General features: G+C 70.3%; 9 protein-coding genes and 1 pseudogene. 8 read left to right on the top strand and 2 right to left on the bottom strand.

Translation table 11 applies throughout. The features are described from left to right. Positions 1 to 132 precede the first annotated feature (132 nt). A pseudogene (locus tag ACGFU6_RS16010) lies at positions 133 to 608 on the bottom strand (glucosylceramidase); the annotation flags it as partial. Between the two features lie 227 nt (positions 609 to 835). Between ACGFU6_RS16010 and ACGFU6_RS16005 the strand changes: the two are divergent. The 8 genes from ACGFU6_RS16005 (at position 836) to ACGFU6_RS15970 (ending at position 11,343) form a co-directional block, all read left to right on the top strand. Continuing rightward, a complete protein-coding gene (locus ACGFU6_RS16005) occupies positions 836 to 1,810 on the top strand; it encodes a LacI family DNA-binding transcriptional regulator (protein ID WP_393611297.1) in 975 nt (324 codons plus the stop codon). Between the two features lie 155 nt (positions 1,811 to 1,965). After that, the gene (locus ACGFU6_RS16000) at positions 1,966 to 3,639 is read left to right on the top strand and encodes an ABC transporter substrate-binding protein (protein ID WP_393611295.1); all 1,674 of its coding nucleotides are present in this window, start codon (positions 1,966 to 1,968) and stop codon (positions 3,637 to 3,639) included. A 214-nt stretch (positions 3,640 to 3,853) separates the two neighbouring features. Next, entirely contained in the window at positions 3,854 to 4,912 is a 1,059-nt protein-coding gene (locus ACGFU6_RS15995) for an ABC transporter ATP-binding protein (RefSeq protein ID WP_393611293.1), read from the top strand. After that, complete coding sequence (locus tag ACGFU6_RS15990) at positions 4,909 to 5,889, top strand: ABC transporter permease (RefSeq protein ID WP_123461838.1); 981 nt, start codon at positions 4,909 to 4,911, stop codon at positions 5,887 to 5,889. The genes ACGFU6_RS15995 and ACGFU6_RS15990 overlap by 4 nt, the downstream gene beginning before the upstream one ends. Positions 5,890 to 5,894: 5 nt before the next feature. Beyond that, complete coding sequence (locus ACGFU6_RS15985) at positions 5,895 to 6,893, top strand: ABC transporter permease (RefSeq protein WP_393611291.1); 999 nt, start codon at positions 5,895 to 5,897, stop codon at positions 6,891 to 6,893. Beyond that, entirely contained in the window at positions 6,890 to 7,915 is a 1,026-nt protein-coding gene (locus ACGFU6_RS15980) for an ABC transporter ATP-binding protein (RefSeq protein WP_393611289.1), read from the top strand. The genes ACGFU6_RS15985 and ACGFU6_RS15980 overlap by 4 nt, the downstream gene beginning before the upstream one ends. A 96-nt stretch (positions 7,916 to 8,011) precedes the next feature. Continuing rightward, positions 8,012 to 9,430 carry a GH1 family beta-glucosidase gene (locus ACGFU6_RS15975; RefSeq protein ID WP_393611287.1) on the top strand — a complete coding sequence of 473 codons (1,419 nt, stop codon included), beginning with the start codon at positions 8,012 to 8,014 and terminating at the stop codon, positions 9,428 to 9,430. Positions 9,431 to 9,471: 41 nt separating this feature from the next. Then, positions 9,472 to 11,343, top strand: coding sequence for a discoidin domain-containing protein (locus ACGFU6_RS15970; RefSeq protein ID WP_393611285.1), 1,872 nt, complete (start codon positions 9,472 to 9,474; stop codon positions 11,341 to 11,343). A gap of 73 nt (positions 11,344 to 11,416) precedes the next feature. Here ACGFU6_RS15970 and ACGFU6_RS15965 read toward each other — a convergent pair whose 3' ends face one another. Continuing rightward, positions 11,417 to 12,676: a PQQ-binding-like beta-propeller repeat protein gene (locus tag ACGFU6_RS15965; protein ID WP_393611284.1), complete on the bottom strand. Its 1,260-nt coding sequence runs from the start codon at positions 12,674 to 12,676 to the stop codon at positions 11,417 to 11,419. Positions 12,677 to 12,701: the final 25 nt, after the last annotated feature.

Here is a 12,701-nt window from a genome sequence, read left to right as displayed (position 1 = left end):
GTCCCCGCGGCCCGCTCCCCCCCCCTTCCCCTCCCGCGCGCCGGGCCGGCGCCCCCCCCCCCCCCGCGCGCCCCCCCCCCCCCCCGGGCCCGCCCCCCCCCCCCGCCCCCCCCCCCCCACGGCGGCCTTTGCGGATGTACATCCGCGGCTCCGCTCCGGCGGGCTGACGTAGTCGACCGGAACTCCCTGATCCCCGTAGGCCTTCCGGTACTTGACGAAGCAGTCGGCGTAGGTGCCGTGGCTCTCCGCCTTCAGCCGGCCGCCGTTGAGCTGCCCGTTGCCCTTCGTCCACGCCGGGCCGTCCAGGGGGACGCCACCGTCGTCAGTGCCGGGTTCGGTTCCCCGGCCTGCTCGGTGAGCGGGAGGGCGTCCGGCAGATCGTGTGCGATCGAGAACTGCCCGAGCGACGGGTCGGTCTGTCCGGCGGGGATGTCGTCGTACGTGTAGCCGGTGCGGGCCAGGTCCGAGCCGCCCATCGGGTTGCGGACGAACGAGAGGCCGATGCCGTCCGTGGGGGAGAACAGGTTCTTCGTCGTGGCGTCCCGGGTCGCCTGGCTCAGCCCCCCGCTGCTCTTCATCAGGTACGCGGCCGTGTCGGTGAACGAGGCGTGAGTGAACTGCTATTACGGGCTCACGTCAAGGGTGTACGTCTTCAAGACTTGAACGCATTGACGTTCCTCGCAGCTCGAAGGATGGGTACGGACCAATCTCGGCGTGAAGTATTGACGGCTCTGTGTCGGCGGGGTTAACTCACGCCACCAACGCCGGTACCGGTTCCGGAACCGGTTCCACCACCGGTCGCTCTCTCTGTCCTGTTGTGTCCTGGAGGCCCCCGATGCGTGTCACCATCGCTGATGTCGCCCGCGAGGCCGGCGTCAGCAAGACGACCGTGTCCCGGGTCATCAACACCAAGGGCGAAGTGGACGGCTCAACGGCCGCCCGTGTTCGTGAAGTGATCGCACAGCTCGGTTATGTGCCCAGCTCGGGCGCCGTCGGTCTGGCCCGCGGCAACAGCCGCACGGTCGGCATGCTGGTGCCCTCGCTCACCTGGCCGTGGATGGGCGAGGTGCTTCAGGGCGTCGTCGACACCGTCGAGGCCGCCGACTACGGGCTGCTGCTGTTCACCTGCAACCGGGGTGCCGAGTCCGTGAAGCGCTTCACCAGCCAGGTGTCCGCGCGGGCCTTCGACGGACTGGTGGTGGTCGAACCCGAGAACACCCTCGACCACCTCACCGCACTGCACCACGCAGGCCTGCCGATCGTGCTGATCGACGATCGCGGCCACCACCCCGAGTTCCCCTCCGTCGTGACCACCAACCACGAAGGAGGCGCGTCGGCCGCCCGTCATCTGCGGGCCGGCGGACGCACCAAACCCCTGGTCGTCACGGGACCCCACGACTTCGGCTGCGTACGCGACCGGCTCGCGGGATTCGTCTCCGTGCTGCCCACCGATCTCGTCGTCCGCGGGGACTTCACCGAGATCTGCGGCCGGCTGGCCGTGGAGGAACTCCTCGCCTCCGGGGTGGAGTTCGACTCGGTCTTCGCACACAACGACATCACCGCGGCAGGAGTGCTGCGGGCGCTGCGCGCCGCCGGACGCTCCGTTCCCGGCGACATCGCGGTGGTCGGATTCGACGACATCCCGATGGCCGAGCACACCGAACCGCCACTGACCACCGTGCGCCAGCCCACCCGGCAGATGGGTGAGACGGCGGCACGGCTGCTGCTCTCCCACCTCGGCGGCACCGCCGTACCCGACGCACCCCTCGTGCTGCCCACCGAACTGGTCGTGCGCCACTCGGCGCCCTAGCGGACGGGGCCGGACCCGGCCCCACCGCTCTCCCGTACTCCGCGCGGCAGCCGGCCGCGCGTACCCGCACCGCATCAGCACCCGCCCGTACCCGGCGCGCCGAGCGCTGTCCGTTTCCGGATCTCCCAGACCCGCCAGTCCCTCCTGGAGTCGTTATGTCCGCACGCCGTCACACGCTCAGAGCGGCCGCGCTCGCCACCGCGGTGGTCGCGCTCGCCGCCGGATGCTCGTCAGCCAACTCGAACGCCAACAAGGGCGGCGGCGCCGCGTCGGGCGTCCTGAACATCGGCAAGCCGGACGGGCCGCAGACGAACAACAGCAACCCGTTCCTGAACACCTCGGCGGGCGCCACCCTCGGCTACCGGTACATGATCTACGAGCCGCTCGCGATGGTCAGGCAGATCCGGCCCGCCGAAAAGGCCGACCCGTGGCTGGCGACCGAGTGGAAGTGGGACCTCAACTTCACCAAGGTCACCTTCACCCTCGACGACAGGGCCAAGTGGGCCGACGGCAAGCCGCTGACCGCCGACGACGTCGCGTTCACCTTCAACATGCTGAAGAAGCACCCGGCGCTGAACCAGGACGGCATCGCGTGGGGCGGGGTGAAGGTCGAGGGCAAGAAGGTCGTGCTGACCTTCGACGACTCGCAGTACGTCAACCAGAACAAGATCATCCAGCAGTTCATCGTGCCCAAGCACATCTGGGAAGGCGTCAAGGACCCGGAGACCTGGCCCAACCGCACGCCGGTCGGCTCTGGCCCGTACAAGCTGAAGACGTTCACCCCGCAGACCACGACGCTGACCGCCACGCCCACCTACTGGAAGGGCTCGACGAAGGTCAAGGAGCTGCGCTACAGCACCTACAACGACAACAGCGCCGCCACCACCGCGCTGGCCAGCGGCAAGCTGGAGTGGTCGTTCGTCTTCATGCCGAACTACAAGCAGCTGTTCATATCCAAGGACCCCAAGAACCACAAGCTGTGGTTCCCGTCCGGGCTCGGCATCCACGGCCTCTGGTTCAACACCGCCCGCAAGCCGTTCGACAACCCGGCGCTGCGCAAGGCCATGGCGATGGTCGTCGACCGCAACGCCATCTACACCCAGGCAGAGGCGACCCTCTACCCGGAGATCACCAACCCGACCGGCATCCCGCTCCCCGCCGGCAAGTCCTTCATCTCTCCCGAGTACAAGAACGCCACCACCAAGCCCGACGTCGAGGGCGCCAAGAAGGTCCTGGAGAAGGCCGGCTTCACGCTCAGCGGCGGCGTGCTGAAGGACTCGAGCGGCAAGGCGGTGAAGCTGACCTTCACCGACCCGGCCGGCTGGAACGACTACATCACCGGCCTCGCGATCATCAAGGACAACATCAAGCAGCTCGGCATCGACGCCAAGGTCAAGACGCAGACGGCCGACGCCTGGACCGCCGACGTGGCCAACGGCAACTTCGACGCGACCCTGCACTGGACCAACAGCGGCGCGACCCCGTACGACATGTACCAGAACATCATGGACGGCGCGCTGCTGCAGCCCATCGGCAAGCCCTCCCAGCAGGGCAACTTCGGCCGCTTCAAGAGCACCGAGGCCACCGAGTCGCTCAAGGACTTCGCCAACGCCACGAGCGACACCACCCGCATCACCGCGATGAACACCCTGCAGAAGATCATGGTCGAGCAGGCGCCGATGATCCCGACGGCGGCGGCGCCCATCGGGGCGGAGTACTCCACCAAGAACTGGGTGGGCTGGCCCACCGAGGACAACCCGTACGCCGACCCGCAGCACACCCAGCGCTCGGCGCTGGAGATCGTGCTGAAGCTCAAGCCCGCCAAGTAAAGGCCGTCGGGCAAATGGGGGGCGGCGTCGTGGGGCTGGGTGCGCACATCTGCGGCGTTGTCCTCGGTCAACAACTCCCCCATAGCCCTCAAGGCATGGGGGGACCCCCTTCGCGTTGCCTCTCTCCTCCGCCTTGCAGCTGCACGCACCCAGCCCCGCTCCTTCTTCCACCCCCCATTTGCCCGACGGCCTCCCAGGGATCCAGGTACCGGCCATGTCTGAACAGTTCGAAAAGAACCACGTCGTGCTCGAAGCACGCGGAGTCACCAAGCACTTCGCCGTACGGCGCACCGGCCGCGATCTCCTCGCGGGCAAGCGCCGTACCGTCCACGCCGTCGACGACGTCTCGCTGAAACTGCGGCGCGGCACCGTCACGGCACTGGTGGGGGAGTCGGGCTCCGGGAAGTCCACCGTCGCCAGAGTGCTCGCCCAGCTGTATCCGCTCACCGAGGGCGAGATCCACCTGGACGGGCAGCCGGCGAAGGCCGGACGTGGCCGGTCCTTCCGCAGTTACGTACGCCGGGTCCAGCTCATCTTCCAGGACCCGTTCGCCTCGCTGAACCCGGTGCACACCGTGCGCTACCACCTCACCCGGTCGCTGAAGATCCACGGCCGGGCGGGGAACGGCGAGGCGGAACTGGAACAGAACCTGACCGCTCTGCTGAACCGCGTCCAGCTGACTCCTCCTCATCAGTACCTGGACAAGTTCCCGCACGAGCTGTCGGGAGGTCAGCGCCAGCGCGTGGCCATCGCCCGCGCGCTCGGCGCCGACCCCCAGGTCCTCCTCGCGGACGAGCCCGTCTCGATGCTGGACGTCTCCATCCGGCTCGGGGTGCTCAACCTGCTCAAGGACCTCAAGGACCGCATGCACCTCGCGATCCTCTACATCACCCACGACATCGCCTCCGCCCGCTACTTCGCGGACTCCACGCTGGTGATGTACGCGGGCCGGATCGTGGAGGGCGGTGACAGCGAGACCGTCACCCAGCGCCCCGCACACCCCTACACCCAGCTGCTGATCGCCTCGGCACCCGACCCGGACCGGGCCGTCGCCGAGGAGGAGCAGGAGGAGACCGGCAGCGGCGAGCCCCCCTCGCTCATCGAGCCACCGGCCGGCTGCCGCTTCCACCCGCGCTGCCCCAAGGCGATGGAGCGCTGCCGCACCGAGCTGCCGCCCCGCTTCGACCTGGCCGACGGCCAGTGGGCGGCCTGCTGGCTGTACGCGGACGGCGCCGGCCGCGCCGCCGACCACGAGAAGGAGGCCGCGAAGTGAAGTACCTGCTGCAGAGGCTTGCCTTCTACCTGGTCACCGCGTGGGCCGCGATCACCATCAACTTCCTCATCCCGCGCCTGATGCCCGGCGACCCGGTGCAGGCGCTCATCGCCCGCTTCCAGGGACAGCTGGACACCAGCGCCATCGCCTCCCTCAAGGCGCTGTTCGGCCTGGACAAGCACCAGTCGATCTGGGAGCAGTACACCGACTACTGGGGTCACCTGCTCGACGGCGACCTCGGCCTGTCGTTCACCTTCTTCCCGACGCCGGTCAGCGAGGTGATCGCCCAGTCGCTGCCGTGGACGCTGGCCCTCGTCGGCATCACGACGCTGATCAGCTTCGTGCTCGGCACCGGGATCGGAGTCTTCACCGGCTGGCGGCGCGGCTCCTGGATGGACAGCCTGCTGCCCGTCACCACCTTCATCTCGGCGATCCCGTACTTCTGGCTCGGCCTGATCGCCATCTCGCTGTTCGCCGTGAAGTGGCCGCTCTTCCCGGCCGCCGGCGGCTACGACAACTCGCTGGTCCCCGCCTTCGACTGGCCGTTCATCTCCAGCGCGCTCTACCACGGGGTGCTGCCCGGCCTCACCATCGTGCTCAGCGCCGTGGCCGGCTGGATCCTCGGCATGCGCAACATGATGGTGACGGTCTCCTCCGAGGACTACGTCATGGTCGCCCAGGCCAAGGGACTCTCCGAGCGCCGGGTGATGTTCGGGTACGCCGCCCGCAACGCGATCCTGCCCAACATCTCCGGCTTCGCGCTCTCGCTCGGCTTCATCGTCGGCGGCACCCTGCTGGTGGAGATGGTCTTCTCCTACCCGGGCATCGGCTACCAGCTCTTCCAGGGCGTGGGCGCCAAGGACTACCCCCTGATGCAGGGCGTCTTCCTCATCATCACGCTCTCCGTCCTGGCCGCGAACCTCCTCGCCGACGTGCTCTACATGATCCTCGACCCCCGTACCCGAAGGGAGGCCTAGGACCCATGGCCGTCACCGCCACCGAAGTCGCCGTACTCGACGCGACCGAGACCCCGGCCGCGAGCAAGCGCAAGTTCCGGTTCCTGCGAGGCCGCAAGACCGTCGTCGGACTCTGCATCCTGCTCTTCTTCGTGCTGATCGCGATCATCGGCCCCTGGATCGCCCCCTACGACCCGGACACCATGGGCAAGGAACTGCTCCAGCCGCCCTCCGGGGCGCACTGGTTCGGCACCACCCAGACCGGTCAGGACGTGCTCTCGCAGATCCTCGTCGGCACCCGCGGCGTCCTCGTCGTCGGCTTCATCGCCGGCATCCTCGCCACCATCCTGTCCGTGCTGATCGGCGTCAGCGCCGGCTTCCTCGGCGGCACCGCCGACGAGGTGCTCTCGCTGCTCTCCAACGTCTTCCTCGTCATCCCCGGACTGCCGCTGATCATCATCATCGCCAGCTTCGTCTCCGACGCGGGCGACCTGCTCATCGCGATCGTCATCGCGCTGACCTCCTGGGCCTGGGGAGCACGGGTGCTGCGCGCCCAGACGCTCTCACTGCGCCGCCGGGACTACGTCGAGGCGGCCCGCGCCACCGGCGAGTCGACCTGGCGCATCATCCTCTTCGAGGTGATGCCCAACCTGACCGCCGTCATCGCCTCCGGCTTCGTCGGCACGGTCATCTTCGCGATCCTCTCCGAGATCACCCTCGCCTTCATCGGCGTCGCCGACATCTCCAACTGGAACTGGGGGACCGTCCTGTTCTGGGCCCAGTCCAACCAGGCCCTGGCCCAGGGCGCGTGGTGGTGGTTCGTACCGGCCGGGCTCTGCATCGCCCTGCTCGGCATGTCCCTCGCCCTCATCAACTTCGGCATCGACGAATTCGTCAACCCGCGCCTGCGCACCGAGACCGGCGGCTCCCGCAAGGTCCGGATGCGGGTCGGTTTCACCCCCGTGGCCCGCGCCACGGACAACGCCGCGGCGCGCGGCAGGCACCACAAGGAGACCCGCTCATGAGCGAGCCCGTCCTCAGCATCAGCGGCCTCAACGTCGACTACGGGACCGGGGACGACGCCGTGCACGCGCTGCGCGACATCGACCTCACCCTGCACCGCGGCGAGGTGCTCGGCCTCGCGGGCGAGTCAGGCTCCGGCAAGTCCACCCTGGCGTACGCCGTCACCCGGCTGCTCTCCCCGCCCGGCGTCATCACCGGCGGCGAGGTCCGCTACCACCAGCGCGACGGCCAGGCGCTCGACCTGCTGACCCTGTCGGCCCCCGAACTGCGGGCCTTCCGCTGGCAGGAGCTGTCGATCGTCTTCCAGGGCGCGATGAACTCCCTCAACCCGGTGCACACGGTCCACAGCCAGCTCACCGACGTACTCCAGGCCCACCGCCCGGAGATGAAGCGGGCGGAGCGCACCGCACGCGCCCGGGAGCTCCTCAAGCTCGTCGGGATCTCCGCCGACCGGCTCGGCGCCTACCCGCACCAGCTCTCCGGCGGAATGCGCCAGCGCGTGATGATCGCGATGGCCCTCGCGCTGGAACCCGAGATCGTCATCATGGACGAGCCCACGACGGCCCTGGACGTCGTCATGCAGCGGCAGATCCTGCGCCAGCTGGTCAGGCTCCGCGAGGAGCTCGGCTTCTCGGTCGTCTTCATCACCCACGACATCTCGCTCCTGATCGAGTTCTCCGACCGGATCGCGATCATGTACGGCGGCCGGATCGTCGAGGAGGCCGCGTCGGCCGACATCTACCGCGACCCCCGCCACCCCTACAGCGACGGACTGCTGCACTCCTTCCCCGCGCTGCACGGCCCCCGGCGCGAACTCAGCGGCATCCCGGGCTCGCCCCCGCACCTGTCCGCGATGCCCGCCGGCTGCGCCTTCCACCCCCGCTGCGCCAAGAAGGTCGAGGGCTGCGACACCCACGTCCCGGTGCTCGCCGTACCGGACGGGGACAGCTCCCGCTCGGTGGCCTGCTGGCTCCACCGGGAGGTCCCGGCCACCGCCGGCCACGTACCGGCCGCCCGGTCGTAGGGCGTGTCGCCGAACTGCCGCCCGGCCGCCCTCCGGGCGATGACGGCAGTTTGACGACACGCCCTGGCCCCCCGCCCCGCACACCACAGGAGAACCATGAACCTCGTCACCCCTCAGGCCTACGCCCGCGAGATCGCCGCCCAGGCCGTTCCCGGTCTGCCCACGGACTTCCGCTGGGGCGTCGCCACAGCCGCCTACCAGATCGAGGGGGCGGCGGCCGAGGACGGCCGGACGCCGTCGATCTGGGACACGTACTGCGGGGTGCCGGGCATGGTCGTCCGCGGCGAGAACGGCGACGTGGCCTGCGACCACTACCACCGGATGCCCGAGGACGTCTCGCTCATCGCCGGCCTCGGCGTCGACACCTACCGCTTCTCGCTGGCCTGGCCGCGCATCCAGCCCGGCGGCCGGGGCCCCGCCAACGCCAAGGGCCTCGACTTCTACCAGCGGCTGCTCGACGAGCTGGAGTCCAAGGGCATCACCCCGTGGGTCACCCTCTACCACTGGGACCTGCCGCAGGAGCTGGAGGACGCGGGCGGCTGGCCGGCCCGCGACACCGCCTACCGCTTCGCGGAGTACGCCGCCCTCGCCTACGACGCCTTCGGCGACCGGGTGAAGCACTGGACCACCCTGAACGAGCCCTGGTGCTCGGCGATGCTCGGCTACGCCTACGGCAGCCAGGCCCCGGGCCGGCAGAACTTCGGCGAGGCGATCCACGCCGTCCACCACCTGCTGCTGGGCCACGGCCTCGCCTCGCGGTACCTGCGCGAGCAGGCCGCCGCCCGGGGCAACGACCTCGAACTAGGCCTCACCCTGAACCTGGGCACCGCCACCCCCGAGACGGACAGCCACGAGGACGCCGAGGCCTGCCGCCGCGCCGACGGACTCGGCGCCCGCCTCTACCTGGACCCGGTCGTCAAGGGCGCCTACCCCGAGGACATCGTCACCGACCTCGCCGTCCAGGGCATCGAACTCCCGGTCCAGGACGGCGACCTCGCGGTCATCGCCACCCCGCTGGACGTCCTGGGCGTCAACTTCTACCGGGGCACGCTGTTCTCCGGCGTGACCGAACAGGGCGCCGTGCTCGACGCCGACGGCCTGCCCGTCACCCGCGTCGTCGAACGCGACCTGCCCCGTACCGCCATGGACTGGGAGATCACTCCCACCGCCCTCACCGACCTGCTCGTCCGCCTGGAGAAGGACTACGGTCTCCCGACGGTCATCACCGAGAACGGCGCTGCCTTCGACGACACCGTCTCCGCGGACGGCGAGATCCACGACGCCGACCGCACCACCTATCTCGCCGACCACATCGCCGCCGTCGCCGCCGCCCGCGCACGGGGGGCCGACGTCCGGGGGTACTTCGCCTGGTCGCTGATGGACAACTTCGAGTGGTCCTACGGCTACGACAAGCGATTCGGCATCGTCCGCGTCGACTACGACACGCAGGTGCGGACGCTCAAGGACAGCGCCAAGTGGTACCGCGACACCATCCACCACACCCGCAACGCGTAGCCGCGTCCGCGCATCCCCTGGAAACGAACGGGAGCCCCACCGTGCCCTCTCGTACGACTCTGGCAGCCACCACCGCAGCCCTGCTCGCCCTCGCCGCACCCGTGGCCTTCGCGGCGCCCGCACCCCGGGCCGCCGCGCAGGCCGCGGCCTGGGACACCGACCGGGCGGCCGCCGCCTACACCGCGAACCCCGGCGCCGTCACGGCGTCCGGCTCCGAGAACGGCGCGGCCGGACCCGGTGCCGCCACCGACGGCAACGGCACCACCCGCTGGTCCAGCGACTTCGCCGACGACGCCTGGATCAGGGTCGACCTCGGAGCCACCCTCCGGATCAGCCAGGTCACCCTGGACTGGGAGGCCGCCTACGGCAAGAAGTACGTCCTGGAGGTGTCGAAGAACGGCACCGACTGGACCACCTTCTACACCGAGGACGACGGCACCGGCGGCAGCGTCACCGCCCACACCTACCCGCAGGAGGTGACCGGCCGCTACGTCCGGATGCGCGGCATCCAGCGCGCCACCGCCTGGGGCTACTCCCTCTACTCCTTCAAGGTGTACGGGGGAGAGCCCGCCCCCGCCTCCACCACCCGCACCAACCTGGCCCTGAACCACCCCGCGTACGGCAACCTCTACCAGGACGCGGGCAGTTCACCCGGTTTCGTCACCGACGGCGGCTGGCCGGCCGACCTCAAGGGCGGTCAGTCCCGCTGGTCCAGCGACTGGAACGCCGACCGCTGGGTGAGCGTCGACCTCGGCGCCACCTCCACCATCAACGCCGTCGACCTGTACTGGGAGGCGGCCTACGCCGTCGACTACCGCATCCAGGTCTCCGACGACAACCGCACCTGGCGCACCGTCCACCAGCCCTCCGCCGCCGAGGTCGCCGCCCGCCGCGCCGACGTCAAGTCGCCCGGCGACGCCGCCGGACGCCACGACACCGTCAGTCTGGCCACCCCCGCCACCGGCCGCTACGTCCGGATGCTCGGCGTGGAGCGCCGCTCCTTCTACAACCCGGCGCCCGCCACCGCCCAGTTCGGCTACTCGCTCTACGAGTTCCAGGTCTGGGGCACCGGAGGCAGCGCGTCCGCCGCCTACCCGGCCCTGCCCAAGGACCCCGGCGGCGCCTACAGCACCACGTTCTTCGACGACTTCACCGGATCCGGCCTGGACCGCTCCAAGTGGCGGGTGGTGCGCACGGGCACCGAGATGGGCCCGGTCAACGGCGAGTCGCAGGCCTACGTGGACTCGACCGACAACATCCGCACCGAGAACGGCGCACTCGTCCTCCAGTCGAAGTACTGCAAGGGCTGCACCTCCACACCCAACGGCACCTTCGACTTCACCTCCGGCCGGGTCGACACCAACACCAAGTTCGACTTCACCTACGGCAAGGTAAGCGCCCGTATGAAGCTGCCGGTCGGGGACGGCTACTGGCCCGCCTTCTGGATGCTCGGCAGCAACGTAGACGACCCGACGGTCTCCTGGCCCGGCTCGGGCGAGACGGACATCATGGAGAACATCGGCTACGGGGACTGGACCAGCTCCGCACTGCACGGCCCCGGCTACTCCGCCGACGGCAACATCGGCAAGCAGCAGACCTATCCCGACGGCGGCCGCGCCGACCAGTGGCACACCTACGGCGTCGAGTGGACGGCCGAGGGCATGACGTTCACCGTCGACGACCAGGTCGTCCAGCGGACCTCCCGCCAGAAGCTGGAGTCCACCCGGGGCCAGTGGGTCTTCGACCACAACCAGTACGTGATCCTCAACCTGGCACTCGGCGGCGCCTACCCGGCCGGCTGGAACAAGGTCACCGAGCCCTACTGGGGCCTGCCGCAGTCCAGCGTCGACCGGGTCGCCCAGGGCGGCATCAAGGCCGAGATCGACTGGGTGAAGGTCGAGCAGAAGAAGTAGCGCCCACCGGGTCGGTTCCCCCGGTACTCACGGTGATACGACGCTCCGCCCGGTGGGCCCGCCGGGCGGGGCGTCAGAGGGTCACCGCGCCGATCCCCGCGTCCGTGACCACGTACAGCCTGCCGCCGGCGGTCAGCGGGGCGTCGCCCACGCCGGGCCCGCCGCTCACCCGCCAGCGCGCCGCTCCGGTACGGGCGTCGTAGGCCCACGTCTGTGCGTCGTGGGCCACCAGCACCGTGCCCCGCGCCGCCACCGCCACGGAGGTGCAGACGCCGGAGTCCGTACGCCACAGCTGCCTGCCGTCGGACGCGGCCCGCGCGGTGAGATAGCCGTCGGGAGCGTGGAAGGCCGGGAAGCCGGAGGTCGAGGCGAGGAAGACCGCGGACCCGGCGGCCGCCGCCGCGGGCACCACCGGTGAGTCGACCGTGACGCGCCAGCGCCGGTCGCCAGTCATCGCGTCGTACGCGTACACCGCTCCGGTCCCGCCGTCGCACGCGTGGAGCGTGCGCCCGTCGGCGGAGACGGTGAGATACGCGCCGAGGGCCTGCGCGTAGCCCTTCGGCGGTGCGGGGGCCTTCCACCGCAGCCGGCCGGTGGACAGCTCGTACGCGCTCACTTCGTCCGCCGTCCTGGTCCCGGTCGCGTAAAGCAGATCGGACCCCAGCGCCAACGTGTCCTGCTTCGGCAGCGACCAGCGCCGCTCACCGCTGTCCGCGTCGAGCGCCGACAGCCCGTCGCCGTCGGCGGTCTGCGCGATCAGCTGTCCGCGCGGGCGGTCCGCCAGCAGCAGCCGGTGCCCCCCGGTCCGCCACTTCACGCGTCCGCTGCGTACGTCGAGGCCGCACAGCACGCCCTCCACCACGGTCCGGGTACCACCGGCCTCGTCCCCCTCCGTCCGCGTCCTCAGCAGCACGCAGAGGGTCGGGCCGATGACCACCGGGGCCGCCGGCTCGTCGCCGCCCAGTGGTCCGGTCGTCCAGCGCCGGGCGCCGTCCGCGTCCGCGAGGGCGTGCACATGCCCGCCCCGGACGGCCACGCAGACGGTCGAGCCGGTCACCGTGACGCGCCCGAGCGTCGCTTCCCCCGGCGTGCCGCCGGTCACCTCGGTCACCCACCTCCGCCGTCCGCTGCGGGCGCTCACCGCGTGCACGGCCACCGGGCCGTCGTCCGTGACGTAGAGGGAGTCACCCGAGAGGCTCAGCCCGGTCAGCCAGCCGCCGCCCCCGTCCATCGCGTACGTCCAGAGGGCCCGCCGTCGCGGCGGGGCCGGTATGGACGGGCCGCTGTCCGAGTCGCCGAGCGCCTTCCACGCGGCCACGGCCCCGCCCGCCACGACGCCTCCCACGAGGCCGGCCCCG

Source organism: Streptomyces sp. NPDC048462 (assembly GCF_043200175.1).
In the GTDB taxonomy this organism is placed as follows: Bacteria; Actinomycetota; Actinomycetes; order Streptomycetales; family Streptomycetaceae; genus Streptomyces.
This window is presented reverse-complemented; position numbering and strand designations above follow the sequence as displayed.